At 69.4% G+C, this 25924-nt stretch carries 26 protein-coding genes; 15 read left to right on the top strand and 11 right to left on the bottom strand.

Annotated features, from left to right (window positions below; translation table 11 throughout):
• Positions 1-47 precede the first annotated feature (47 nt).
• A complete protein-coding gene (locus Acor_RS43175; RefSeq protein WP_218034258.1) occupies positions 48-209 on the top strand; it encodes a hypothetical protein in 162 nt (53 codons plus the stop codon).
• Positions 210-280: 71 nt separating this feature from the next.
• Here the strand turns inward: Acor_RS43175 and Acor_RS13140 are convergent, their stop codons facing one another.
• On the bottom strand, positions 281-1306 hold the full coding sequence (locus Acor_RS13140) for a CU044_5270 family protein (RefSeq protein WP_155336892.1): 1026 nt from the start codon (positions 1304-1306) through the stop codon (positions 281-283).
• Positions 1299-1874 (bottom strand): RNA polymerase sigma factor, encoded by a 576-nt coding sequence (locus tag Acor_RS13135; RefSeq protein WP_246238620.1) that lies wholly within the window; start codon positions 1872-1874, stop codon positions 1299-1301. The genes Acor_RS13140 and Acor_RS13135 overlap by 8 nt, the downstream gene beginning before the upstream one ends.
• A gap of 147 nt (positions 1875-2021) precedes the next feature.
• Between Acor_RS13135 and Acor_RS13130 the strand changes: the two genes are divergently transcribed.
• Positions 2022-2825, top strand: coding sequence for an alpha/beta fold hydrolase (locus tag Acor_RS13130; RefSeq protein ID WP_155336890.1), 804 nt, complete (start codon positions 2022-2024; stop codon positions 2823-2825).
• Between the two features lie 79 nt (positions 2826-2904).
• On the opposite strand, the gene Acor_RS13125 is transcribed toward Acor_RS13130, so the two are convergent.
• Genes Acor_RS13125 through Acor_RS13115 form a run of 4 tightly spaced genes read right to left on the bottom strand, consistent with a single transcriptional unit; the run spans position 2905 to position 6008 of the window.
• On the bottom strand, positions 2905-3738 hold the full coding sequence (locus tag Acor_RS13125) for a hypothetical protein (RefSeq protein ID WP_155336889.1): 834 nt from the start codon (positions 3736-3738) through the stop codon (positions 2905-2907).
• A complete protein-coding gene (locus Acor_RS13120; RefSeq protein ID WP_155336888.1) occupies positions 3738-4658 on the bottom strand; it encodes a hypothetical protein in 921 nt (306 codons plus the stop codon). Before Acor_RS13120 ends, Acor_RS13125 begins: the two co-directional genes overlap by 1 nt.
• Positions 4655-4819, bottom strand: a complete 165-nt coding sequence (locus tag Acor_RS42155; protein ID WP_170316900.1) for a hypothetical protein — start codon at positions 4817-4819, stop codon at positions 4655-4657. The genes Acor_RS13120 and Acor_RS42155 overlap by 4 nt, the downstream gene beginning before the upstream one ends.
• Positions 4820-4862: 43 nt before the next feature.
• Positions 4863-6008, bottom strand: a complete 1146-nt coding sequence (locus tag Acor_RS13115) for an acyl-CoA dehydrogenase family protein (protein WP_155336887.1) — start codon at positions 6006-6008, stop codon at positions 4863-4865.
• A gap of 310 nt (positions 6009-6318) precedes the next feature.
• Between Acor_RS13115 and Acor_RS13110 the strand changes: the two genes are divergently transcribed.
• The 9 genes from Acor_RS13110 (at position 6319) to Acor_RS13070 (ending at position 15976) form a co-directional block, all read left to right on the top strand.
• Positions 6319-7653, top strand: a complete 1335-nt coding sequence (locus Acor_RS13110) for a hypothetical protein (protein WP_155336886.1) — start codon at positions 6319-6321, stop codon at positions 7651-7653.
• A gap of 15 nt (positions 7654-7668) precedes the next feature.
• Complete coding sequence (locus tag Acor_RS13105) at positions 7669-8466, top strand: class F sortase (RefSeq protein WP_155336885.1); 798 nt, start codon at positions 7669-7671, stop codon at positions 8464-8466.
• 218 nt (positions 8467-8684) lie between these two features.
• Positions 8685-9602 (top strand): hypothetical protein, encoded by a 918-nt coding sequence (locus Acor_RS13100; RefSeq protein WP_155336884.1) that lies wholly within the window; start codon positions 8685-8687, stop codon positions 9600-9602.
• Positions 9603-9768: 166 nt separating this feature from the next.
• Positions 9769-10644: a hypothetical protein gene (locus Acor_RS42780; RefSeq protein WP_174876140.1), complete on the top strand. Its 876-nt coding sequence runs from the start codon at positions 9769-9771 to the stop codon at positions 10642-10644.
• A 7-nt stretch (positions 10645-10651) separates the two neighbouring features.
• On the top strand, positions 10652-11485 hold the full coding sequence (locus Acor_RS13090; RefSeq protein ID WP_155336883.1) for a class F sortase: 834 nt from the start codon (positions 10652-10654) through the stop codon (positions 11483-11485).
• A gap of 55 nt (positions 11486-11540) precedes the next feature.
• Positions 11541-12734, top strand: a complete 1194-nt coding sequence (locus Acor_RS13085; RefSeq protein WP_155336882.1) for a hypothetical protein — start codon at positions 11541-11543, stop codon at positions 12732-12734.
• A 132-nt stretch (positions 12735-12866) separates the two neighbouring features.
• Positions 12867-13346 carry a hypothetical protein gene (locus tag Acor_RS42915; protein WP_155336881.1) on the top strand — a complete coding sequence of 160 codons (480 nt, stop codon included), beginning with the start codon at positions 12867-12869 and terminating at the stop codon, positions 13344-13346.
• A gap of 965 nt (positions 13347-14311) precedes the next feature.
• Positions 14312-14755 (top strand): L,D-transpeptidase, encoded by a 444-nt coding sequence (locus Acor_RS42145; RefSeq protein ID WP_170316899.1) that lies wholly within the window; start codon positions 14312-14314, stop codon positions 14753-14755.
• Between the two features lie 75 nt (positions 14756-14830).
• The gene (locus Acor_RS13070; protein WP_155336879.1) at positions 14831-15976 is read left to right on the top strand and encodes an acetyl-CoA C-acetyltransferase; all 1146 of its coding nucleotides are present in this window, start codon (positions 14831-14833) and stop codon (positions 15974-15976) included.
• 50 nt (positions 15977-16026) lie between these two features.
• On the opposite strand, the gene Acor_RS13065 is transcribed toward Acor_RS13070, so the two are convergent.
• The 4 genes from Acor_RS13065 to Acor_RS13050 form a co-directional block, all read right to left on the bottom strand.
• The gene (locus tag Acor_RS13065; protein WP_155336878.1) at positions 16027-17409 is read right to left on the bottom strand and encodes a sensor histidine kinase; all 1383 of its coding nucleotides are present in this window, start codon (positions 17407-17409) and stop codon (positions 16027-16029) included.
• Positions 17409-18095, bottom strand: coding sequence for a response regulator transcription factor (locus tag Acor_RS13060; RefSeq protein WP_155336877.1), 687 nt, complete (start codon positions 18093-18095; stop codon positions 17409-17411). Before Acor_RS13060 ends, Acor_RS13065 begins: the two co-directional genes overlap by 1 nt.
• A gap of 52 nt (positions 18096-18147) precedes the next feature.
• Positions 18148-18645, bottom strand: a complete 498-nt coding sequence (locus Acor_RS13055) for a hypothetical protein (protein WP_155336876.1) — start codon at positions 18643-18645, stop codon at positions 18148-18150.
• A gap of 66 nt (positions 18646-18711) precedes the next feature.
• On the bottom strand, positions 18712-19443 hold the full coding sequence (locus Acor_RS13050) for a class I SAM-dependent methyltransferase (RefSeq protein WP_155336875.1): 732 nt from the start codon (positions 19441-19443) through the stop codon (positions 18712-18714).
• Between the two features lie 103 nt (positions 19444-19546).
• Here Acor_RS13050 and Acor_RS13045 point away from each other — a divergent pair, with 103 nt between their 5' ends.
• Genes Acor_RS13045 through Acor_RS13030 form a run of 4 tightly spaced genes read left to right on the top strand, consistent with a single transcriptional unit; the run spans position 19547 to position 24845 of the window.
• Positions 19547-21523 carry an ATP-binding protein gene (locus tag Acor_RS13045; protein WP_155336874.1) on the top strand — a complete coding sequence of 659 codons (1977 nt, stop codon included), beginning with the start codon at positions 19547-19549 and terminating at the stop codon, positions 21521-21523.
• An 18-nt stretch (positions 21524-21541) separates the two neighbouring features.
• Entirely contained in the window at positions 21542-23551 is a 2010-nt protein-coding gene (locus Acor_RS13040; RefSeq protein ID WP_155336873.1) for an ATP-binding protein, read from the top strand.
• Between the two features lie 15 nt (positions 23552-23566).
• A complete protein-coding gene (locus Acor_RS13035; RefSeq protein WP_246238619.1) occupies positions 23567-24130 on the top strand; it encodes an RNA polymerase sigma factor in 564 nt (187 codons plus the stop codon).
• Complete coding sequence (locus tag Acor_RS13030) at positions 24117-24845, top strand: hypothetical protein (protein WP_155336872.1); 729 nt, start codon at positions 24117-24119, stop codon at positions 24843-24845. Before Acor_RS13035 ends, Acor_RS13030 begins: the two co-directional genes overlap by 14 nt.
• Here Acor_RS13030 and Acor_RS13025 read toward each other — a convergent pair.
• Positions 24842-25861 (bottom strand): adenosine deaminase, encoded by a 1020-nt coding sequence (locus tag Acor_RS13025; protein WP_422664802.1) that lies wholly within the window; start codon positions 25859-25861, stop codon positions 24842-24844. The two genes, Acor_RS13030 and Acor_RS13025, sit on opposite strands and share 4 nt — an antisense overlap.
• Between the last annotated feature and the right edge of the window lie 63 nt (positions 25862-25924).

Genomic DNA, 25924 nt, shown 5'->3' with positions numbered 1-25924 from the left:
AAGGCCGCAGCTGACGAACTCATCGAATTCGCTTCCGAGCATGGCTATTGGATGAGCTTCGGCGTCTTTCCGACGGAAGAAACGCCACTGCGAACGACCAGCTGATCAAGCTCGCCTCTGAACAAGAAGACCTGGATGAGTTGCGGCGTCTCGCCGACAAGGGCAGCGCCACCGCCGCCGAAGTGCTCATGGAGCTCACCGCTGACTGAGGTGGTTGCGGGGTCTGGATGGGCTGGGCGGGGATTGCGTCGATGATGACGCTATGGCAGGGACGAATACCTCAGTCACGTTGGCCTGGTCGGTTGACGATCGCCGAGGTCATCAGGGCGGTGCTCCATACCGAGCCCTTGCGGAAGCCGGGCTTGCTCTCGCCGAACATGTACTCGTCCCGGAGCCAGACGGTCTGGGTTCCCAGGTAGCGGTAGGTGTCCGGGGCGAGGATGTCGTATTGGCGGGACGGCAGGTCACCGGGTCCCTCCAGCCACACACCCAGCCCGCTGCGGCCGGCGGCGTCGCGTACGCCCTGTTCGATCCGGATGCCGGGGATGAGGGCCAGGGCCCGGAACATGGCCGCCTCCAGTCGCGGCGGCATCGTGCCGTACCGGCTCAGATAGAGGATGATCACGCGGTAGGCGCGGGCGGCGGCGGGTTCGGTGCTGCGGGGGACGCCCTCCTCGCGGGGGTAGTCGATCCAGTGGCGGTCGCCGGTGACCTTGGCCAGCAGCTTCCTCGGGTCGGTCGGCAGGGCCCGGAGCCTGGCGTCGTACTGCTGCGGCGACAGGTCGTCGTCGCCCGGATCCGGGGGGAGGTTGCTGACGATGAGCCTGCCGTCCTCGCCGTAATCCGCGGTTTGCCGGCCGTCATAGCGCAGCCATCCCTCGCGGGTCTCGGTCGCGTCCGAATTCGGCTGCTTGTCCAGGGTCTTGGTGTAGTGCCACTGCGTCGGCAGGGGGGCCTGGGTGCTACCGCGGCTGCCTGCCACTTCGGCGGCCTGGGCCAACACCGCGCCGGCGTCAAGCTGGATGAGGGAGGGGGTGCTCGCCGGTCCCGGGGCGGGCGGTTGCGGCCGTAGCACGGTGACGGCGACCGCGGCGGCGGTCCCCAGCACCCCGATCACGAGCAGGCGGCGTCCCAGCCCGGTCATGAGCAGACGGCGTCCCGGCGCCCCGGTCATGGGCAGGCGTCCCAGTGCCCACCTGCGCCCCCGCATCCGCGTCAGCAGCCGCCGGCGCTCCGGGATGATCCACTCCTGGCCTGGCTCGGGGATCTCGGCGCGCCACTCGCGTAGTGATCGCAGGTCATCCATCAAGAGACTCCTCTCGGTCGCCGAGCGCCTGGCGCGTTCTGGCCCTGGCGCGATGCAGTCGGGATCGGACAGTGCCGACCGGGATGTTCAGCGCCCTGGCCACGTCCTCGTAGGTCATGTCGGCCCAGGCCACGAGTAACAGCACCTCCCGGTCGCCGGGTGACAGCTCCGCCAGCGCCGCCGCCAGCCCGGCCTGCCGCGCGGCGACCCGGTCCTCGACCCGGTCGGCGTACGGCTCGGCGATCTCGTCGACACCGGTGCGTACCAGCGCCCGGTAGAACCGGAGCTCCACCCGCCGGTGCCGGCTGATGAGCCGGGCGGCGATGCCGTACAGCCAGGGGCGCGCGTCGGGGTGGTTCGTGGTGTCGTAGTGGGCGCGGCGGCGGAACGCGGTCAGGAAGGCGTCGGAGACGATGTCGTCGGCCAGTGCGTCGCCGAGCCGGCGGGCGACGTAGCGTCGCAACGCGGGCGCGTGCCGGTCGAAGAGGTCGGCGAAGGCCTCCGGGTCGCGCTCCGAGCGCCGGATCAGCTCGGCGTCGCCGGCTCTGCCGGGTTCCTCGGCGATCACATGGGGCTCCCGTCCCTGAGCGATGTCATCAGCTTTCGCCCGTACGGCCGGTACGAGTTCACGGTTTGAGCTGTGACCTACGTCACTAAGAACCACCGGGGCTTGCCTTGCTGGCATATGGGTCAGTTCGGTGCTTGACTCGAAGTTATGGAGCTGGTGTACGAGCGCAGGGGCCGAGGGGCGCCGTTGGTGTTGATGCACGGCATCGGGCATCACTGGCAGGCGTGGACGCCGGTCCTTGATCTACTCGCCGAGCGGTTCGATGTGATCGCGGTGGATCTGCCCGGGTTCGGGGCTTCGCCGCCGTTGCCGCCGGGGTTGCCGTACAACGCGGAGACGCTCGCCTACGCGGTAGAGGTGTTCTGGGCGAAACTGGGGATTTCCGAGCCGCATGTGGCGGGGTGTTCGCTCGGCGGATATCTGGCGTTGGACATGGCTTCGCGGGGGGTCGTCCGGTCGGCTACGGCGCTGTCGCCCGCAGGGTTCTGGTCCCGGTCGGAGCTGTTCTACGCGCGGTCAGTGCTGCGGCTGCTGCGCGCGGCGGCGGTGGCGTCGACGCCCGAGCTGGTCGGGTCGCCGGCCGGGCGGGCGTTCACCGGACGGCTGCTGGTCGCCAAACCGGCGCAGGTCGAGCCGGCCGCGCTGGTGGCGGGGGTGGCGGCGTTGCGGTCGGCGGTCGGGTTCGACGACATGCTCGACTCGTTCCTGTGGATGGCGCCGCCCGCGCCGCCGAAGGTGCCGATCACGGTGGCCTGGGGTGAGCATGACCGGCTGCTGGTGCGCCGGCAGGCAGTGCGGGCCGGGCGGTGGGCGCAGCAGCGGGTCGCCCTGCTCCAGGGCTGCGGACACCTGCCGATGAGCGACGACCCCGAGCTGGTAGCCCGAGTGATCACGGACGGAACACGCGAACCGACGCCCGGCCTCACGGACGCAGGACGCGAACCGAGCTGATGTCCGGATTTACGGACGGAGCATGTGAACCGATGCCTGGCCTCTCGGATGCAGGACGCGAACCGAGCTGATGTCGGGCCTACGGACGGAGCACGCGGACCGAGTTCACCAGTCGGTTGATGTCCGGCCAGAGCCGTTTGTGCGTGTCGGGAATAGTGATCCACAGGATGCCGGGCCTGGCCGCGCCGGTGTCCACGGCGATGACCGCCGACAGTTCGATCCGGGATTCGCGTCCGGCGTCGCTCTCGGGCATGAGCATCCGGCGGACGATCACCCAGCCGTTCTTGATCGGCTGCGAGGCCACGTCGATTCCGGCCGTGCCGCTGGGAAAACTGCGGCTCTGCTTGGCGTCGAGGGTCGCGGCGGCCACGTCGTAAAGGCTGTCGCCGGCGAGGGCGGACGTGTGGCGCTGGCTGTCGATGTCGGCCCACCACTGGCGGTCCCCGTCAGGGCCGTACTCCTCGGTGACGAAGGTCTGGCGTCTGCTGTAGGCGCCGTCCACGATCGGGCCGGTGCCGAGCGGTTTGCTCCGCCCCCACGGCCGGCCGAACTCGACGAAAGTGAGCCCCGCCTTCTTGTCCGTGACCTGCCCGATCACCGGAGACCCCGCGCCGGGGAGACGCCGTAGACGGACGACCTCGCCTTCGGGGATGCGCTTGACCTCCAGGGTGGCTTCCGGAGTCGGCGAAGGGGGTTCGACCTCAGGGATCGCGGCCACGTCGGGGGTGACGATCGTCGCCGGTGACGGAGGAGGCGGCGGTGGCGGTGGAATCCAGTCCGTCGGATCCGAGGCGGGGGTGGCCAGCGAGATGCCCACCACCACCTGGGCGATCAGCAGCGCCGCGCCGACCAGGTTGACGGCGGTGGGCACGCGGCCGAGGATCTTCTCGGCCCGGGGGGAGACTTTGGGCATCAGCTCGCCTCGGGGAGCAGCACGAGCCCGGCCCGCCGGGCGTCCTTGACGCTCTCCCGGAGCGCCGCCTCGACCAGGCGGGCGCGTTCGGTCATCGCGTCGAGCTCACCGGTGGCCAGCCGGTCGCGCACGGTGCGGGCCAGCAGTTCCCGGTACGCGTCGCTGTCCTCGGCCAGGTCCTGGAGGGTACGCCATTCGGTGTACGCCTCATCCGCGGCCATCGTCCGCAACGCGTAGTCCTCCAGCGCGTCCACCCGCTCGCCCAGCGACTCGGCGGCCAGGCGCAGCGCGTCCGCGTGCGAGTCGAGCATCGTGGAGATCCGGTCGGTGACCTTCCCGCGGCGTACGGCCTGCTGCTCGCGCCGGAGCCGGGACATCTCGGCCAGGGTTTCGGCGATCTCCCATTCCTGCCGGGGGAGAGTGACCCGGTTGGCGATGTCGTCCAGCAGCCCGGCTTCGTTGACCTTCGACTCCAGTACGGCGGCGACCGCGGCCTGCGCGCGCTCCATCAGGGCGGCGTCCGCCGGATCGAAGTCGGCGCCCAGCAGGAAACGGCCACGGTGGCGGCGGGCCAGGCGGCTCACCGGGGATTCGCCGGACAGCGCGAGCAGCAGCAGGAGGGCGACGAGCTCGATCGCGAGGCCGGTCAGGAACATGGCGGTGAAGCCGTACCCGATCCAGAGGGTGAGCAGGGCGGCCTGGAGCAGCAGGCCGCCGATCAGGGCGAGGCGGCCGTAAAGGGGCGCGATCAGGGCGGGGAGGAATCCCCACAAGGAGGCCGAGAGCAGGCCGGTCCAGGCGTCGGCGGGCACCCGGCCGCCCCAGCGCGGGCGGGTGTGCGGCGTGCCGAGGAACTCGGGGTGAGCTGTCATCAGGGCCCGGTCCGACGCCGGGAGTTCTGGGTCGAGAATCGGGTTCATCGAACGGTCTGGCCCCAGATCAGGAGCATGGCGATGACGAACACGATCATCACGCCGGCGTACGCGGCGTTGCCCAGCCGGAAGAACCGGCGCACCTTGTTCAGCAGCCAGACGAACAGGAACGCCAGGAAGATCAGGAGAATCAGCCCGGTGGTGTCCACACGCCCATTATGAGCGGTTAATCGGCGCTGCGGCGGGGTTCGGTCAGAAGCCGAAGGATCGGCCGATGATCTCCTTCATGATCTCGGTGGTGCCGCCGTAGATGGTCTGCACGCGGCTGTCCAGCCACGCCTTCGCGACCGGATATTCGGTCATGTAGCCGTATCCGCCGTGCAGCTGCACGCACCGGTCGATGAGCTTGGTCTGGAGCTCGGTCGTCCACCACTTCGCCTTGGCGGCGTCCACGGCCGTGAACTCGCCGGCGTTCAGCGCCAGGATGCACTTGTCGATGTACAGCCGGGCGATGTCCAGCTCGGTGGCCAGCTCCGCCAGGACGAAGCGGGTGTTCTGGAACGAGCCGAGGTTGCGGCCGAAGGCCTGGCGGGTCTTGCAGTACTCGATGGTCATCGCCAGCACGGCTTCCGCCGCCGCGACCGCGGTCACCGCGATCGACAGGCGCTCCTGCGGCAGGTTCTGCATCAGGTGGAAGAAGCCCTGGCCGTCCTCGTCGCCGAGGCGGTTGGCGGCCGGGACCCGGACGTTCTCGAAGAACAGTTCGGCGGTGTCCTGGGCGTGCATGCCGACCTTGTCCAGGTTGCGGCCCCGGGCGAAGCCGTCCATGCCGCGCTCGACCACGAACAGGGTGGTGCCGCGCGCGCCGGCCGTGGGGTCGGTCTTGGTGACCACGACGACCAGGTCGGCGTTGATGCCGTTGGTGATGAACGTCTTCTGGCCGTTGACGACGTAGTCGTCGCCCTCGCGGGTGGCGGTGGCGCGGATGCCCTGCAGGTCGCTGCCCGCGCCCGGCTCGGTCATCGCGATCGCGGTGATCAGCTCGCCGGCCGCGAAACCGGGCAGCCAGCGCTGCTTCTGCTCGTCGTTCGTGAGATCCACGAAGTACGGCGCCATCACGTCGTTGTGCAGCGAGAAGCCGACGCCGGAGGCGCCGATTCGCATGATCTCCTCGACGATGATGGCGTTGTAGCGGAAGTCGGTGACGCCGGCGCCGCCGTACTCCTCGGGGACGCCGAAGCCGAACATGCCCAGTTTGCCGGCGGATTTCCAGACTTCGCGGGGGACGATGCCGTCCTGCTCCCACTGCCCGTGGTGCGGGACGACCTCACGGGCCAGGAACTCGCGCACGGTCTCACGGAAGAGCTCATGCTCTTCGTCGAAGAGGTCACGCTGCATCGGGTACGCCTTCCGGGGTCGGGCTGCTTCCGCCGTGGCCAGAATACGATTCGGTTTCCTGTAGGTACACCGTTATATGGCATTCGTACCCGCGGACGTTCCTGGGCCGATCGGTCAAACGTTCCTTGTGTCACAACTGGGCCACACTCCACGCACTGTTGCCCAAGTGGCTGCTGGGACACCCTCTGAGCCCCTAAGCTCTCGTCTGATTCATGTTTGAGTGGTCCGATTTGGGCCGATCTTCGACCATTCGGAGCGTGCGGTGTTCAGGCGGCGATCGATACTCCGACAAGCGGCTGTCGCTTCCACGGTGGGCCTCCTGGGTAGCACGCTGTTATTAACCTCATCGGCCGAGGCTGTGGACACGGGTCACTACCACTTCGTGTACCGCTGCACGCCGGGAGACACCCAGGGCAAGCTGCTCGGCGCGACCCCCGTCGACATCGACGTCACGATCTCGGTTCCCGAGACGGTCTTCGTCGGCCAGGCTCTGCAGATCGGCTGGTCGATCAAGCAGCCCGCCAGCGGATCGAGCTTGAAGTTCCCCACCGACTTCATCGCCGGTGGAAAGGTATCCGCGCTCGGCCGGGTCAACGTGAGCGGCCTGCTGAACGGAAGCCTGGACTCGCTCGGCGCCAGCGCCGCCTTGGCCGCCTTGAAAGCCGGTGACAACGTCACCTACCCCGAACTTTCTTCAGGCGCGGCGGCGACGGACAAGGAAGGCCAGATCTCGGTCGCCCCCGGAGGGCTGCGGATCTCCTTCACCCCGCCGAAGTCCACGATCCAGCTCAACGACAACGTCACGCGCACGGCTTCCGCTCCGGCCCCCTTGCCCGCTCACGAAGAAGGGCCGATCAAGTACCAGCTCGGCTGGGAATATGAGCTCGGTCGAGGTGCGAACCCGGTGATCACCTGGGGCGATACCAAGAAGACCCGTAAGGACGATGTTCACGTCATCGGCGCAAGCAACACCGTCGAGGTCGCATTCGAGGGCACCGGAATCGAGTATGTCGGGGAACGCCACCGGCTGTTCGGCGACGTTGCAGTCCAGGTCTTGAATCTTGATGACTCGGCAGTCGCCGGCCACCCGGTCGAAACTGTGCATCCCTGGCAGAAGTCAGTTTCCAATCAGGAGGAGGTCGACGCGAACAAGTGGTTCGCCGACCAGACCCTCTGGAGCAAGACCGGCCTTCCCTACGGCAAGTACAAGGCGAAGCTCACCTACACCCACCAGCCGACGCGCGGGTTCTTCCTCGTGGACGGCTTCAACGTCCTCACCCAGGAGCTTGCCGCTCCTCCCACATACTTCGACGTCCTCTGCGCGCCTCCGGACGGAGCGGTTCCCGCCAAGGTGAAGGTCATCAAGGCGACCGCGACCGCGACACCGACGCCCACGAACACGCACACGCCGACGCCCAGGCCGACCACTACGACGACGGTGACGGTGACGCCTTCGGCTTCGACCAGTCAGTCGCCGCAGGTGGCTGTGACGCCGAAGGGTGGGGCGCAGACTGGGGAGATGGCCGTTGATGGGCCTTCGGGGCGGGTTTATCTGTGGCTGGGGGTTGTGACCGTGCTGGCGAGTGTCGGTGTGGGGCTGGTTTGGCGGCGGCGGGTCAGGGCTGATGCCGGGCGTGTGGGCTGAGGTCGTCGGGTTGTCATGAACCAGCTGGAACCGGGGCAGACGCCATTGCCGTTGCCTGACGAGCAGCGGCGGCAGCGGTGGAACAAGGCGCTGCCCGCGATCTTGATTGTTGGTTCGTTCGGCGGCATCGCGCTGATCATGGCGGGGCTGCTGGCGGTGCTCTCCCCGGAGGAGGCCGCGATCGAAGGGCCGCCCGGACCGGGGATCACGCCGATGGCGCAGCAGATGCCCGGCGCGCTGCCCCCGACGGTCGGACCCGGCGGGCTGGACGTGCCGCTGACGGCGGCGGCTCCGAGCGCGCCTCCGCCGATCCCGGCCGTGGTCCCGGTCGCCCCGATCGTGGACGTCGGCGCGGTCCTGCCCGCCAAGATCGTCATCCCTCAGGTCGGGCTCAACGCGTCACTGCGCACGGTGGGCGTCCTGCGCAACGGCGAGGTTCAGGTGCCGCCGCTGTCCCAGCCCAAGGTCGCCGGGTGGTACAAACTCGGCCCGGTCCCCGGCCAGCCCGGGCCGGCGGTGATCCTCGGCCACGTGACCACCAAACAAGGCCCGGCCGTCTTCCACCGCCTCCGCGAGGTCAAACGCGGCAGCAAAATCCAGATCGTCCGGACCGACGGCGCCGTGGCCGAGTTCACCGTGGACGGCGTCGAACAAGTCAGCAAGAACACCTTCCCGACCAATCGTGTGTACGGCAGGCTGGATACAGCCGGACTTCGCCTCATCACCTGCGGCGGCGTCTACAACCGCAGAACCGGCCACTACACGGACAACATCATCGTCTACGCCACGCTGAGCGCCACCAAAACCGCGTAGCCGACCCCGCCCCACCAGAGCACCATGAACCGAACCCCTCGACCGGCACACCCTCGGTCGAACCCGCACTCGGTACGGCTCCATCGGAACCGCCTGAACGTCAGCGGCGACCAGATTCCCAGCCAGAATTCACTGGATTCACAGGATCTGTGCCGCATAGCACCGGATATTTCCTGACAAGCTGATGCGCGATCTGGCCACGACCCACGGGAGCGGAAGTGACGACGACCACCGGACGGCACCGAATAGCCGCGAGAGCCGCCGTCATCGGTGCTGTCGCGCTGCTCGGCCTGATCGCTCTCCCGGTCCTCGCGGCGGACTTCGACTCGACCGTCCGCTACACGTGTGGGGGCACGACGTACCCCATGGATGTGCAGCTTGACGGTCCGGACACCAACCCGACGCCCAGTCAGGTCGTCACTGTGTCCTGGCTGCTGGCTCCCACGTCGATCGCCCCGCCTGAGGGGCAGGACCCGACCGAGTCGGTGTTCATCGCACCGGTGACCATCTCACCGAGCGACGCCGTGGTCATCGAGGGCAAGGCCACCATCGCGGGCACGCCCGTCGGTGCGAACCCGATCGCGACCGCGCCCGTCGCGACCGAGTCGGCTGTGGCGTTGGCGGCAGCGGGCGCGACCATGACGCCGATTCCCGAAATGGTGCTGGTATTCACACCCACGGCGACGGGCACCGTGGGGGTCACCGCTGGAGGCTTCGTCCTCAAGATCGTTCCATTAGGCGGGCAGCCGAGCACTCACTACTCCTGCGAGCCGGCCAACCATGCCTCGCCGGCAACCCTGGCCCTGACGGTGGCGACCTCCGCCGCGGACGACCCCGACGACACCACGACCACCACGACGACCGCGACCTCGACGGTGTTCGAGACCGAGACCGTTCAGGCGACCGACACCGAGACGGTCACCAATACGGTCGATACCACGAACACCTCGACAGTTTCGGTCACCAATACGGCTCAGGTTGGGATGACGCCGGTTGGTGGGGCGCAGACCGGTGGGGGTGGGGATGTGGGGGCGGACGCGCGGTTGGTCATGCTGGTCGGGATTTCGCTCATCGGGGCCGCCACCCTCGGTGGCCTGGTGCTTCGTCATCGCACCAGCCGGAACACGGGCACCTGATGCAGAACACTCAGGCTTGACTGTTAGGTTCAGTCATTGTGGGTAATCGATGGCAGATGCACCGTATCCACCCCAGAACCCATGAGAAGTCCATAGGATCAGGAGATCGAATTGTGACCATGGGCTGGAATGCTGGGCCAACCGTAAACCGGGCAGACTGTCTGAAATGGGAGAGAAGTCAGTGCTGAAGTTGAAGGCACGGCGTCGCATCGCCACCAAGGCCGCCGCAGCCGGAGTTGTCAGCGCGGGCATTCTCTTCGGCCTTTTCCCGCTGTTAGGCGCCACCGCCGACACCAAGACGATCAACTACAACTGCACCATCACGGGGGGCACGGGCCAGGCTCCCGACCTCATAGTCACGCTGACCGCGACCGGCACCGCCGGGTCGCCGGTTCAGAAGGTCTCGATGGTCTGGACGAACGTCAACACGGTCACCGGCAAGCTGATGACCGCGCCGGTGGTCATCAACACCACGGACGCCATCGTCTTCGAAGGCGAGATCGTAGTGACCGGCCCCGACACGGGCGACACGGCCACCATCACGCCTGCGGCCACCCTGACGCCCGCTGCCGCGATCCAGGCCGGGGCGGCGATTCCGTTCCCGACGATCTCCGCGACAGCCACCCCTGATGCCACCGGCACCGTCTCGGTCAAAACCAGCATCTTCTCTCTGCGCATCGGCTCGAACGCGGCCCAGACTTACGATTGCAGTATGGCCACCACCGCGACCGCCGCCGCAGCGACCGTCGTCGTGGCCACGGCTTCGGCCAGCACGACCCCCACGCCGACGCCGACCCCGACTCCGACGCCCACTCCGTCCGCGACGACCCCCACGCCCCGGCAGACCCGTACCTTCACGGAGACGGTCACGGCCGGGCAGGACCAGGTGACCAACACCCCCGGGGGCGGGGTCGCGACAGGTGGCGGCGGGGAGCTGGGCCCCGACGGCCGGATTCTCGTCCTGTCCGGGACCGCGCTGATCCTCGCCGCGATCACCGGCGGGCTGATCCTGCGTTCGCGGCGCAGCGCCGTACGCCAGTAGGACACGGATGACGACGCCGCCGGGACACCTGCCGCCGGGACATCCGGCTTACCAGCAGCAGCAGGTCTACGCGCAGCCTGTTTATCCGGCGGTGTATGGCCAGGAGCATCCGGAACGGCCGCGGTTGAAGGGCACCCAGATCGTGCGGGGTGTGCTGATTCTGGCGGCGCTGGCCGGGGTGTTCACGGTGGCGGCCGGGCTGATGTTCTGGCTGGGTTCGCCGGAGGAGTATGCGGCGCCGGAGCGGACCACGCTCCGGTCGCAGGCGGGCGCGCTCGCGCCGAGCGTCGGTCCTGGCGGTGGGCAGCTGACCCAGGCGGATCCGTCGGCTCCGCCGCCCGCGCCGCCACTGCCCGCGGCCCCGCCGCTGTTACCCTCCTCGCCGAAACGACTGATCATCGCCAAGTTAGGCGTGAACGCCCCGATCAAGTCCGTCGGCCTGGACAAACGCGGCGCCATCGAGACTCCGCCGATCAGCAACTCCAACCTGGTCGGCTGGTACCGAGGCGGTCCCACCGCGGGCCAGGCGGGCCCCGCGATTATGCTGGGGCACAAAGACACCCAAACCCGCAGCGCCGTCTTCAGCCGTCTGCACGAACTCCGGTACGGCGACACCATCGAGGTCATCCGCGCCGACGGAACCATCGCGGTCTTCACCGTCGGCGGCGTCGAACAGGCCAACAAGGAGACCTTCCCGACCAACCGGGTGTACGGCAACGCCGAGGACGCCGAGCTGCGTTTGATCACCTGTGGCGGCAACTACAACCGGGCCACTGGCCACTATGTCGACAACGTCATCGTGTACGCGAGGATGACCAGCACCCGGCTCGCCAACTCCTGATCACAAACACCGTCAAATACGACTATCGTGCTCCTCAAAAAGAGGAGGAGGACTCGTGGGCCTGCTATCGAATCTTCTGTTGCCGGGGCGGCTGAGGACGGGTCCGACGGTCCTGTTGCCCGCGAAGGTGAAGCCGGACGCGTTGCTGGAGGCCGTGCAGCTCGCTGACCCGACCGCCACACAGGACGGCGAGGAACTGCTGGCGGCCGGAACCCGGATCCACGCACCGCTGGAACTGACCGCGGACCTGCTGCGGAAACTGAGCATCAAGGACGAGGAACGCCTCTGGGCCTATCGGGTGGTGGCCGAACGCCCCCTGCCCATGGACTACTACGACAAGTTCCTCGCCGCCGGAATCGCCTACCGCTACGGCGGCTGGTCCCTCTGCGAGGGCTCCGCCGACGACCCCGCCGAGGACGAAACCCGCCTGGCGGCCGTCTACCTACCGGAAATGCCCGACCAGGAGGAACTCGCCACCCTCCTCCGCGGCCTCCTCCGCCTCCCGGAACCCACCGCCGAGGCCGATACCGAAGCCGCCGAGGCCGGGGTAACCGAACTCACTCCGGACGAGGCTCCGGCCGCAGCGGCTACGCCGGACGAAACCGCAGCCGAGGAGTCGCCGGCAGGGGAGTCGTCAGCGGACGAAGCACCCGCAGCCGAGATTGAGCCCGAAACCGAAGCCGCCGAGGCCGGGGTAACGGCGCTCGCTCCGGACGAGACTCCGGCCGCAGCGGCTACGCCGGACGAAACCGCAGCGGAGAAGTCGCCCACAGGGGAGTCATCGCCTGCGGACGAAGCACCCGAAGCTGAAGCGTCTGACGAAACCACGTCTGGTGAGGCTGAGTCTGGCGAAACCGGGTCAGGCGAGGCTGCGTCTGACGGAGTTGTTTCCGACGAAACCGCGTCTGACGAAGCGGAAGCGGAGGATGACGATGCCGAGGCTGGCGACAGCGGGCTTGTGATTCACGCTGGGCAGACGATCGTTTACACCGGGGCCGACATTCAGGTCACCGCCAGCTACGAGAACCGGTTCCCGGCTGTGGTGGCCGGGCTGTTGCCGTACGCGACGGAAGTGGTCAGGATCGCGGTGCGTGCGCTCGAAGACGGTGAGCTTGCCGGGGACGATGTCGTGCTCGAACCGGGCAAGGTGGCGCTGGCGCTGGGGCAGGCGTTGGACGGGCCGGTCGTCGATGCGTGGGGGTTCCAGATTCTGGAGGCGGAGGACCTGCTGCCCGCACGCCGAGTCTGAGCGGAAAACGCAAAGCGGATCTCTCTGTGCCAGGCACAGAGAGATCCGCTTTGTTTTATTGCCTTTCTTGCAGAGTTACCTCGGCAAGATCCCCGCTACTTAGCCAGCCACGCCGAACCGGCCACAGTGGTGGTGACGGTGGTGGATGTGGCCGTGGTGGTGGTGGTTGTGGTGGAAGTGGCCGTGGCCGTGGTGGTGGTGCTCACCGTGGTGGTGGTGACGGTGCCAGCCGTGGTGGCGGTGCTCACCGTGGTGACGGTGCTCACCGAAGTGACGGTGCTCGCCGTTCAGGCGCTGCTCCTGGCGCTGGAAGTTGAACTGGTCCTGGTCGACGTGCTGACGCTGACGGTTGTCGATGTCGATCCGGACGTCGTCCCGGAGACGGTTCTTGTTGTCGTTCTCGTTCTCGTTTTCCGGGTCGCGGTACTGGAGGCCGTTCGCCTCTTCGATCGGCGCGGTCGGCTCGGCCGGCAGCACGGGCTGAACCTTCGCGACGTGGTTGATCGCGACGGCCGCCGCCTGGGCGCTGGGGGCCATGGCGAACATGGCCGCCATGGCCGGAACAACGGCGAAGCCGGCCATCACCGCGAGCTTGAGTTGGCTCTTCATTAGACGATCCCCTTCTTATTATGAAGAACGATGCGGGATTCGTTGATCCCGTATCTAAGTGATCTTCTTGCTCGAATCGCTTGCTACTTGTCGATCTCCCCGATTCTCGTTGGAAGCCGACACACTAATGCGTAAAGGACGTTTGATTTTCGCACAAGCCGTTTCTTTGCTATTCGGACCGGCGTGGCGCGGGCGAATGTGTGAGGGCAGGCTGCTATAGGCGGGCACTTGAGGGAATGCTCGTGTCGCCTCCCCTAATTTCGCCTCTTCGCATGTCATAGTTCCTTCGTTGCTTTCTTTCGGAGGTGTCCGTGCGAGTACGTTTTCTACTCTCGATAGCCACTGGTGCCGCGCTAGGCGTCACGGCTCCCGCCGTCGGTGAGGCGATGGGCGCGACCGCCCACGCTGAGATCAGCCACGCCCGGTCCGGCCCCGCCCAGCTAGGTCACGTGCAGTTCGCGCACCCGGAGAAGGGCCATGCGCGTACCGGCCGTACGAAGGCCGGACGTGCGCGGGCCGGCAAGGCCCGGGTCGGTAAGGCCCGGACCGGCCGTGCGCGGGCCCACCGGGCGCACAGGGCTCACAGGGCTCGCGTCCACCACACGCGAACCCGCCACGCCCGAATCCAGCACGCCAGGGTCGCCCGGGCTCGAACCGTCGCGAGGACCGTCGCGAGGACCGCCAATCACCCGGCGCGGGCGCGCACGACCGCGCCGACGCACCAGACTTCCCCACAACACGTGCCATTCCGGTACATCCGAGAATTGCCGCGAGTCACAACCTGGACGTCATTGCGACGAGTACCCCGGGACCGGGACGCCTTCGACGGCACGAATGGCGAGATGCTCCATCCCACCAGGCCAAAAATCGTCCACATGGAGCCAGGCGGCACCCCATTCGGCATCCTGCCCACCCATTTGCTGAAAAATCCGACATGGGTGCCTGTGGTGGAGGGGGATGGTGATTGGGTGCGGGTCTTGCTCCCCAACCGTCCTAATCGTTCGACCGGCTGGATTCACATCGGCTCCGGCGGCGTGCAGTGGTCGCGCAGCGACTACAAAATCTATGTCTCGCTCCGAATGCGGCGGATCGCGGTATACAAATCCGGGCGCAGGCTCGGCGTCTGGCCCGTAGCGATCGGCGCCCCGAATACCCCGACCCCCGCCGGCCGGACTTTCGTCATGGCCGCGGTCGACACCGGCCACGGCTACGGCGTACCGGTCCTGCCCTTGGGCATGCATTCGAACGCGCTCCGCACCTTCAACGGCGGCCCCGCCACCATCGGCCTGCACGGCTGGCCCGATTCCGGGGTGTTCGGGCACAACGTCAGCAACGGCTGCGTCCGGGTGCCCAAGGCCACCCTGGCCGTGCTGCGGCATGTTCCGCTGGGCACCATGGTCACCATCAGGTGACCCGTCACTCGAACGACGTTCTGTTGTAAGCTGACACTGACCGAACATTGCTCGGTTTCTGAGTTGGAGGGCACTGTGGCAGAGGCGTACATCGTGGGGGCGGTCCGGTCCCCGGTTGGCAAGAAGAAGGGCGGCCTGTCCACCGTCCACCCCACTGACCTGGCCGCGCACGTGCTCAGCGCGCTGATCGAGGGCACCGGCGTCGACCCGGCGGCGGTCGAGGACGTCATCATGGGCTGCGTCATGCAGTTCGGCCCGCAGTCGATGGACATCGCGCGCAACGCGTGGCTGAGCGCGGGCCTCCCGGAGACTGTGGCGGGCGTCACCATCGACCGCCAGTGCGGCTCGTCCCAGCAGGCGATCCACTTCGCCGCCCAGGGCGTGCTGTCCGGCACTCAGGACCTGGTCGTCGCCTCCGGCGTCGAATCCATGTCCATCGTCCCGATGGGTTCCAGCATCACCGCCGCCCTGGAGAAGGGCATGCCCTTCCCCTTCGGCGAGAAGTGGGTGGAAAGGTACGGCAAGCAGGAGATCTCGCAGTTCCGCGGCGCGGAGCTGATGGCCGAGAAGTGGAACCTGTCCCGCGAGGACCTGGAGCGCTACGCGTACGAGAGCCACCAGCGGGCCGCCAAGGCGATCGCCAACGGTTACTTCCGTGACCAGATCGCCCCGCTCAACGGGGTCGAGGACGACGAAGGCCCCCGGGCCGACACGACCCTGGAGAAGATGGCCCAGCTGCGGACGCTGCGCGAGGACGGCCGCATCACCGCGGCCACCTCGTCCCAGATCTCCGACGGCGCGGGCGCGATCCTGATCGCCTCCGAGCAGGCCGTCCAGGACCACGACCTGACACCCAGGGCGCGCATCGTCACGCTGGCGCTCACTGGCGACGACCCCGTCTACATGCTCACCGCCCCCATCCCGGCCACCCACAAGGCCTTGAAGCGGGCGGGCCTGAGCATCGACGACATCGACGTCATCGAGATCAACGAGGCGTTCGCCCCGGTTCCGCTGGCCTGGCTGGCGGAGCTCGGCGCCGACCCCGCGCGGACCAACCCGAACGGCGGCGCGATCGCCCTCGGGCACCCGCTCGGCGGCACCGGCGCCATCCTGATGACCAAGCTGCTGCACGAACTGGAGCGCACCGGCGGACGGTACGGCCTGCAGACCATGTGCGAGGGCGGCGGCCAGGCCAACGTCACGATCATCGAGCGCCTGTAGGCTCGACGAGAAACGGCCGCCCCGAAGCCTCGGGGCGGCCTTCTCCGTTCCTACTCCGGCCCCACCAGCTCGCCGACCCGCAGCGCGGGGAGTTCGATGTGGACGATCGTCCCCGAACCGAGCGCGGAGGTGATCCAGCACCGGCCGCCGTGGGCGTCGGTGATGGCCTTGACGATGGACAGCCCCAGCCCCGCGCCGTCGGAGAGGCGTTCCTCGCCGCGCTGGAAGCGGTCGAACGCGCGGGCCGCCTGCTCCGCGGACATGCCGGGACCGTCGTCGGCGATCTCCAGGAGAACCCGGCCGCCGTTCCTGGAGATGCGGATGAAGGCCGGCGTACCCGGCGGGGTGTGGGCCCGCACGTTGGCCAGGAGATTCACCACGACCTGCCGGATCCTGGCCTCGTCGACGACGGCGACCAGGGACGCCGGCGCGTCCACGATGATCGGGGATTCGGGGTCCAGCGCGGTGGCGTCGGCCGCGGCTTCCCTGGCGATGTCCGACAAATCAGTCTCGTCCAGGGTGAGCGCGGCGCTGCGGTCCAGGCGCGCCAGCTCCAGCAACTCCGAGACGAGTTTGCCCATCCGGGTGGCCTCGTCCTCGATGCGCCCCATGACCTTCGGGAGATCGTCCTCGGGGATGGCCCCGGCGCGATGCAGTTCGGCGTAGCCGCGGATGGCGGCCAGCGGGGTGCGGAGTTCGTGGGAGGCGTCGGCGGCGAACCGGCGGACCCGGTCCTCCGACGCCCACCGGTCCCGGAACGAGGCGTTGATCCGGTCCAGCATGAGATTGATGGCGCTGCCCAGCTTGCCGACCTCGGAGGTGCCCTCCGGCATCCGCGCGGACAGGTCACCGCCCCGGGCGATGCCGAGCGCCATCCGCGCCATCCGCCCCAGCGGGGCCAGCCCGGTCACAATGAGCACCCGCCCGAGCAGCGCGAGCAGCGCGATCAGCAGGCCGCCGGTGACGAGTTCGGCCAGTAACACCCGCCGGACCGGGTCGTCCACGCCGTCCAGCGGCACCGCGACGATCGCCAGCCGGTTGCCGATCCTGGTCTTGGCCGCCGCGGCGATCAGGTCGCCGCCGAGCTCGAAGGTCCGCCCGGCCGAGGCGTGCGCGGTCAGCCGTTCCTGGCCGAGGCCCTCCACCAGCGCCGGCACCGACTCGGCCTGCGGCGCGTCACCGCTGATCAGCCGGGTCCGCTGGGTGTTGAGGTTGAAGGTGACCACCGCGAAGGTGGAGCCGGTCAGCTGCTGGGTGAGCGTGTCGGTGGCCTCCACCCGGCGGGAGGCGGTGGCGGTGGCGGCCAGCAGCTGCCCTTCCAGCCGTTCGTACAGGTGGCCGCGGAGCACCACCGCGCTCACCGCCGACAGCACCACCAGCAGCAGCGCGCTGATCGCGAGCAGTCCGGCCAGCAGCCGGGTACGCAGCGACATTACGGCCGCAAGGCGTACCCCACACCCCGCTGGGTGTGGATCAGCGGCGGACCGAGCGGATCGAGTTTCCTGCGCAGGTAGGAGATGTAGGTCTCCAGCACCTGCGACGACCCGCCGTACCCCCACACCTGGTCCAGCAGCTGCCGTTTGGTCAGCACCAGCCCCGGATGCTCCATCATGAACGCGAGCAGCCGGAACTCGGTCGGGCTCAGGTCCACCCGGACGCCGCCCCGCCTGACCTCCCAGCGCGCCTCGTCCAGCTCCAGGTCGGCGACCCTGAGCACGTCCCCGGAAGGCCGGTCGTCGGCGTCGGGCACGCTGGTCCGGCGCAGCACGGCCCGGACCCTGGCCACCAGCGCCTCGACCGAGAACGGCTTGGTGACGTAGTCGTCTGCGCCCATGGTCAGCCCGCGTACGGTGTCCGAGACGGCGTCCCGCGCGGTCAGGAAGATCACCGGAGTCTGCCCGCCTTCGTAGCGGATCCGGCGGCACACCTCGAACCCGTCGAGGTCGGGCAGCATGACATCGAGGACGATGAGATCCGGTCGCCGGACGGCGTATTCGCGCAGCGCGTCCCGCCCGTTGGCCACCGCGGTCACGCTGAAGCCGTGGAAGCGGAGCGCGACATCGACGATGTCTCGGATGTTCGGTTCGTCCTCGACGACGAGGATTCTGGTCTCACTCATGGCTGAGATAAGTATGGCGCTTCCGCAGGGAGAGAAGCCCCATATGTCCCTTTTAGCTGGCCACGGCCTTGTTCTTGGGCACGAACACCGCGGCGGCCGTCGGGTTCGGGGTGCCGGGCGCGCCGATGGTGACCACCCGGTCGCCGACCATCAGCTTGGTCAGATCGGCCTTCGCGCCGAGCCGGCGGAACCGGGTGTCGGTGGCCGTGTTCCAGGTCCAGGTCACCCCGTCGAGGCTCTTCACGGTGAGCGTGGCGGCGCCCTTCGCGATGATCGAGCCGCGCTGCCAGGTGTAGGGGACGAACGCCTTCTTCTCCCGCACAGTCGCGGTGCCGTGGATGCCGATCACCCACCGGTTGAAGCGGTTGCGCAGGCGCGGCCCGCGCAGCGTCGAGTCCGCCGTCAGCAGCGAGTCGGCGATCGTGTACGTCCCCGCCGGGACGGCCATCGCGGCGGCCGGCGCGGCCGGGTCAGCGGCGGCGCCGGTGGCCGAGGTCAACATCACGGCCGCCGCGGTGGCGACGGCGCCGAGGGCGAGCTTCGTCTTCATGACGCTCAGCAAAGCCGCCCATGCTGGGCTGATCAGCGGAGAAAGGTGGGAAATCCGTGAGAAATCTTAGAACGGCACCCGAGCCACGCAGAACACCGTCTGCCCGAACGGCGGCCGGACGAACCGCTCGATGAACCGCGTGGTCGGCACCACGGTCCGGTCGTAGATCTTGACCAGCCGGGGATCCGGATACCCGACCCCGCCCCGCCGCACGGCCAGCCACCAGGCGATGCCGCCGAGGAAGTTGATCGGTTTCAGCACGTCCACGTCCAGCCCGGCCGCCGCGACGGTCCGCCCCAGCGTGGCCGGCGTGTACCGGGTGACATGCCCGACCTTGCGATCGAAGTCCCCATAAAGCTGCATGTAGCCGGGAACCCAAATGATGATCTTGCCGCCCGGCTGGGTGACCTCCGCCAGCGAGCGCAGCGCCGCCACGTCCTCCTCGATGTGCTCCAGGACGTTCATCAGCACCACGGTGTCGACCTTGTTCTCCAGCGGGATCGCGGTCGGCAGCCCGAACCGCAGCACGTCGATGTCGTCCCGGTCGGCGAACCGCTTCTCCAACTGCTCCACGCAGTACGGATCGAAGTCGCTCACCACCAGCCGGTCCAGCCGGGGCAGGAACTGCTCGGCGAAGTGGCCGAGCCCGGACCCGATCTCCAGCATCGACCTGCCGACATGCGGCGCGACCATGTCGAACTCGTACTGCCGGTAGTTCCTGGCCTCGTCACCACCCAGGTGGTTCTCCAGGGCCTCGTCTCCGGCCGCCGGCTGAACTACTCGGTCATACCCAGACATGCGATCCTCGTTTACGGCAGGTGGCGGTGGGTGAAGTCTAGTGCCCCGACCCCGCCGGATGATTCAGAACCCCGACTCCGGGTCTGAGGGTTACGATTCGTGAATGTCCGCCGAACAGGCCGGTTTCGTCGGCCGCAGGCCGGAGCTCACCGAGGTCGCGCGACTCCTGGACCTGTCCCGCCTGGTCACGCTGACCGGGGTCGGCGGCATCGGGAAGTCCCGGCTGGCCGTCGTGGTCGCCGAGAGCGTGCGGGCGAGTTTCCCCGACGGCGTCACCCTGGTCGACCTCGCCAAGGTCCGCGACCCCGACCTGCTCAGCCACACGGTGGTGGACGCGCTGCCGCTCACCTACCAGACCACCAGGTCCCAGGAGGAGGTGCTGGTCGCCTACCTGGCCGACCTCCGCCAGCTACTGATCCTCGACGGCGCCGACTCGCTGGTGGACGGCTGCGCCCACCTGGCCGAGACGCTCCTCAAGGCCGCCCCCGACCTGCGCGTCCTGGTGACCAGCCGGCAGGCCCTGGACGTGGCGGGGGAGCACCTGTTCGTGGTCGGCCCGATGGCCAGGGCGGACGCGATCACGCTGCTCAACGAGCGGGCCGGGCGGGCCATGGTCGAGGACGGCGGCCTGTGCGAGCGCCTCGACGGCATCCCGCTGGCCATCGAACTCGCCGCCGTCCGCCTCGCCGACCTGTCGGTGGCCGAGATCATCCGCGGCCTGGACGACCGGTTCCTGCTGCTGGACGGCCTGCGCGCGGTGATCGGCTGGAGCCACGAACTGTGCTCGCCTGGCGAGCGCTTACTGTGGGCCCGGCTCTCGGTCTTCTCCGGCTGCTTCGACCTGGCCGCCGTGGAGGAGGTCTGCGCCGACCGGGCCATCCCGCCGCACGAGGTGCTGGACCTGGTCAGCGGCCTGGTGGAACGCTCGATCCTGACCCGCGAGGAAGGCTCGCGCTACCGCCTGCTGGCCACCGTCCGCGAGTACGGCGAGGAGTGGCTGCACCGCCTCGGCGAGGACGAGACCTTCCGCCTCCGCCGCCGCCACAAGAACTACTACCTGCGGCTGGCCCGCCGCGGCGAGACCGAGTGGTTCGGCCCCGACCAGGAGGCCATCTTCGCCAGAACCCGGTCGGAGCACGGCAACCTGCGCACCGCCCTGGAGTTCTGCCTGAGCATCCCCGGCGAGGTCAGGGACGGCCTGGAGCTGGCCGCCTCGCTCTGGTTCTACTGGGTCGGCTGCGGCTACCTCGGCGAGGGCCGGCACTGGCTGGAGCAGGGCCTGGCGCTGGACTTCTCGCCCACGCCCGAGCGGGCCAAGGCGCTCTGGGCCGGCGGCTACGTCGCCCTGCTGCTCGGCGACACCGAACACGCGCTCCGCCTGCTGGCCGAGTGCCGCGAGCACGGCGACAACCGCGCCAAGGCCAGGGCCGTGCACCGGCTCGGCTGCGCCGCCCTGCTCACCGACGACCACGCCGCCGCCATCCCGCTGTTCGAGGACGCCCTGGACCAGTACGCCTGGCTCGGCATCCTGGACAGCCAGGTCCTGATGGGCAAGGTCGAACTCGCCATGGCGCTGGCCTTCACCGGCCGGTTCGAGGAGAGCGCCACCCGCTGCCGGGAGGTCAGGGCGGAGTGCGAGGCGCACGGCGAACGCTGGGTGCTGTCCTACGCCTACTACGTCCAGGCGTACGCGCACTGGGCCAACGGCGAACTGGCCGAGGCCGACCGGCTGGCCCGCGCCTCGCTGCTGATCAACCGGACCTTCAACGACCTGGTCGGCACCGTGCTCGACGTCGAACTGCTGGCCCTGGTGACGGCCGACGCGGGCGAGCACGAGGGGGCCGCGCTGCTGCAGGGCGCGGCGGCCCGGCTGTGGCGCTCGGTCGGGCCGCCACTGTTCGGTTCGCGGCATTTCAACGCGCCGCACGCGGCCTGTGAGACCCGGGCCAGGAGCGCCCTGGGGGACGCGGGGTACGAAGCGGCGCTGGCCAAGGGCCGCCGGGTGGGGCTGGACGATGCGTTAGAAATATCTTCCCAAGGAGTGGTTTTCTCCACAGGTGTGGTCGATTCCCGGCCCTGAGCGTGATTTGCTGCGGGCGTGAATCTGCCGGCCGAGACAAGCACCTTTGTTGGACGCGACACGGAATTGTCCGAGGTCAGCCAGTTAATCGCCGACTCCCGGCTGGTGACGCTCACCGGTCCAGGCGGGGTCGGCAAGACCCGGCTCGCCCTCCGCGCCGCGGCGTCCGTCCCGGAGCAGGTTTACTTCGCCGAACTGGCCGCGGAACAGAACGGCGACCTGCTCGCGCACGCGGTCGCCGCCGCGCTGGGCCTGCGCGAGCAGTCGGCCCGCCCGCAGGCCGACGTCCTCGCGGAACACCTCGCCGACCAGCGCCTGCTGCTCGTCCTGGACACCTGCGAGCACCTCATCGGCGCCACCCGCGACCTGGTCACCCGGATCCTGGCCGCCGCCCCCGGCGTCCGCCTGCTGGCCACCAGCCGGCAGCCGCTCGGCCTGCCGGCCGAATGCGTCTACCGGGTCGAACCGCTCCCCGACGCCGACGCCCAGCGCCTGTTCTGCGACCGCGCCGTCGCGGTGCAGCCCCAGTTCACCCCCACCGACGCGGTGGTACGGCTCTGCGCCCGCCTGGAGGGCATCCCGCTCGCCCTCGAACTGGCCGCCCGGCGGCTGCGCGCGCTCTCCCCCGAGGAGCTGGCCGACCGGCTGGACGACCGGTTCGCGCTGCTCGGCGGCGGCCGCCGTGCCGGGCGGCATGACGGGCTGCGGTCGGCGGTGGGCTGGAGCCACGAGCTGTGCACCCCCGACGAGCGGCTGCTCTGGGCCCGGCTGTCGGTCTTCGCCGGCTCCTTCGACGTGGACGCGGCCGGGCAGGTCTGCGCCGACGACCGCCTCGCCAACGTGCCCGGCCTGCTGGCCCGCCTCGCCGACAAGTCCATCGTCCGCGCCGACGACGACCGCTACCGGATGCTCGACACCATCCGCGAGTACGGCCGGGACTGGCTGCGCGAACTCGGCGAGGAGGAACTCCAGCTCCGCCGGCACCGGGACTACTACCTCACTCTGGCCCGGGAGGCCGACGCCGACTGGTTCGGCCCCAACCAGTTCAGCTGGGCGCTCTGGGTCCGCTGCGAGCTGCCCAACCTGCGGCTGGCCCTGGACCACAGCATCGCCAGCGCGGTCGGCCTCGAACTGGTCGGCGCGCTCTGGTTCGTCTGGTTCTGCCTCGGCGAGATCCGGGAGGGGCGCTACTACCTGGACCGGGCGTTGGAACGTAACAGCAAGCCGGGACCGGCCAGGACGAAGGCGCTGTGGGCCGCCGCCTGGGTGTCGTTCGCCCAGGGCGACCTGGAGCTGGTCGCGCGCCGCACCGCGGAGGCCTGCGACGCCGCGCTGGCGCAGCAGGACTGGGCCGGCGCGGGCTACGCCCACCTCGGCCTGGGCGCGCTGAAGACGGTCAACGGCGACCCGGAACGCGGCGGCGAAGCCGTCGAGCAGGCGATCGGCTACTTCGACCAGGCCGGCGGACGGCACGTCGGCCGCCTGGTGGCCGTCACCATGCGGGCCCTCTCGCTGACCATGCGCGGCCAGTACGACCGGGCCGGCGCCCTGATGGCCGAGCAGCGGGCCGAATGCGAGAACGCCGGCGAGATCTGGGCCAGGACCAGCGGCGACTACATCCGCTCCCGGGTCGAGCTGGGCCGCGGCGACGCGGTGGCCGCCGACCGGCTGGCCAGGACCGGGCTGCGCGCGGTCTGGCGGCTCGGCGACATCCTGAGCAGCGCCATCGCGGTCGACCAGCTCGCGATCACCGCCTGCGCCATCGGCGACCACCCGCGCGCGGCCCGGCTGCTCGGCGCGGGCCAGCGCATCTGGGACAGCTTCGGGCTGACCCAGTTCGGCTCGGCCGAGTTCGCCGGCCCCCGGCTGGAGGCCGAACGCCGGGCCAGGGCAGCCATGGGCGACGCCGCGTTCGAGCGCGAATACCAGGACGGTGCGGCGTTCCCACCGGAACGTGCGGTCGGATATGCGCTGGGCGGGCTTCCCAATTCGCGAATTGTGCGGTGGAATCTTCCCGCTCCCGATTGATCCGTCCCCTGGAAGATGACCCCGCTGCCGATGCAGGACGACGAGGCGATCGCCCGCGCGTTGTCCGGCGATCTGGGCGCCTACGAGGCGCTGGTCGCCCGTTACAGCGCGGTCGCGCACCGGACCGCCCACCTGCTCGGGGCCGGGCATGAGGCCGAGGACGTGGTTCAGGAGGCGTTCGTCAAGGCGTACCGGCATCTGTCGGGGTTCCGGCGGGATTCGGCGTTCAAGCCGTGGCTGCTGCGCATCGTCGCCAACGAGACGCACAATCTGACCAGGTCACGGGGGCGGCGGGCAGAGCTCGCGGTCCGGCTCGGGCAGGAGCCCGAGGGCGGGTCCACCGATCCGGACGCGGACCCGGAGGGGGCGGTGGTGGCCGCCGACCGGTCCTCGCGGCTGCTCGCCGCCGTGCGAGGGTTGCCTGATCGGGAACGTGAGGCGGTGGTCTGCCGGTACTTCTTGCAGTTGTCGGAAGCCGAGACCGCCGAGGTGCTGGGCTGCCCGGTGGGTTCGGTGAAGTCCCGGACCTTCCGCGGCCTGCGGCGACTGCGAGAGGAGGTGGGCCGTGAACTCCTCTGATGATTTCAGTGAGCTGGAGGACGAACTGCGCGCGCTGAGCGACGCGCTTGCAGTTCCGGAGCCGAGCCCGCCTTCCGCCATCGCCAGCGCCGTGCGCGCCACTTTGGAACGCGAGCCTGCCCGCCAGGTCCGGCGGTGGCCTCGGATCCGGCGCCGGATCATCGCGATCGTGGCCGCCTTCCTGGTGGTGCTGGTCGCGGCCACGCCGCAGGGCCGGGCCGCCGTCGTCTCCATTCTGCGCTTCGCCGGCGTCGAGATCCGGGTGGGCGAGCCCGCCCCGCTGCCCTCCGGATCTCCCTCCCCGCTGCCCGGCGAACGCCGGGTCTCCCTCGCCGACGCCCGCGCCCAGGTGCGGTTCCCGCTGGTGGTGCCCGCCGTGCTCGGCGACCCCGCCGACGTCAGGGTCGCCGACGGCGGCCGGGTGGTGTCCATGTTCTGGCCCGGCGTCCGGCTCGACCAGTACGACGGCCGCCTCCAGGAGCTCTGGCGCAAGGAACTCGGCCCGCCCTGGCCGGAGGACGTGTTCGTGGACGGCGTCACCGGGGTGTGGATCCAGCAGCAGCACGGCCTCCAGTACAGCCCGGGGGCCGGGCCGCCGCAGGAGTTCCGGCTGTCCGGGCCGACCCTGATCTGGCAGCGCGGCCAGGTCGGCATCCGGCTCGAAGGGCCCAAGACGGTCGAAGAGGCGCGCCGGATCGGGAACTCGGTGCGCTAGCCCGCCAGCCAGGCGTCGATCTCGGTCTGGAGTTCCTTCTTCAGCGACTCCGGGGCCGCCGAGGAGCGGATCGACTGGCGGGCCAGTTCGGCCAGTTCGGCGTCGCGGAAGCCGTACACGTCCCTGGCCAGCTCGTACTGGGCGAGCAGCCGGGCGCCGAACAGCAGCGGGTCGTCGGCGCCCAGCGCGATCGGCACGCCCGCGTCGAACAGCCGCCGCAGCGGCACGTCCTCGGCCCGCTCGACCACGCCGAGGCCGACGTTGGACAGCGGGCAGACCTCGCAGGCGATCTGCCGGTCGGCCAGCCGCTCCATCAGCCGGGCGTTCTCGGCCGCGCGCACGCCGTGCCCGACCCGGTCGGCGTCCAGGTCGTCCACGCACTCGGCCACCGAGACCGCGCCCAGCAGCTCGCCGCCGTGCGGCACCGCCAGCAGGCCGGCCCGCTTGGCGATCCGGAACGCGCCGTCGAAGTCCCTGGCCCGGCCGCGCCGCTCGTCGTTGGACAGGCCGAAGCCGACCACGCCCCTGTCCCGGTACTGCCCGGCCAGCCGGGCCAGCGTGCGCGCGTCCAGCGGGTGCCGGGTGCGGTTGGCGGCGACGATCACCGCGATCCCGATCCCGACGGCCTTGGCGGCCCGCTCGGCGGCGTCCAGCATGAGTTCCATGGTCTCGGTCAGGCCGCCGAAGCGCTGGGCGTACCCGGACGGATCGACCTGGATCTCCAGCCAGCGGGAGCCCTCCGCACGCTCGTCCTCGGCCGCCTCGCGGAGCAGCCGGTACACGTCCTCGGGGTGGCGCAGCACCGACCTGGCGATGTCGTACAGCCGCTGGAACCGGAACCAGCCGCGCTCGTCGGTGGCCCGCAGTTGCGGCGGCCAGTCCTGGACCAGCGCGTCCGGCAGGTGCACGCCCTGCTCGGCGGCCAGCTCGATCAGCGTCGTGTGCCGCATCGAGCCGGTGAAGTGCAGGTGCAGGTGGGCCTTCGGGAGGGCGAGGAGCGGGCGTGGCATTTCCATATCCTGCCGTACGCGCTCTCAACCCCGGAGGCGCTTCACGCGTTGTGGACGGTCGAAAGGGGA

Origin of the sequence: Acrocarpospora corrugata, from assembly GCF_009687845.1 — a bacterium.
Taxonomy (GTDB): domain Bacteria; phylum Actinomycetota; class Actinomycetes; order Streptosporangiales; family Streptosporangiaceae; genus Acrocarpospora; species Acrocarpospora corrugata.
The sequence above is the reverse complement of the archived record's forward strand: the minus strand, read 5'-3'. Positions and strand labels throughout refer to the sequence as shown.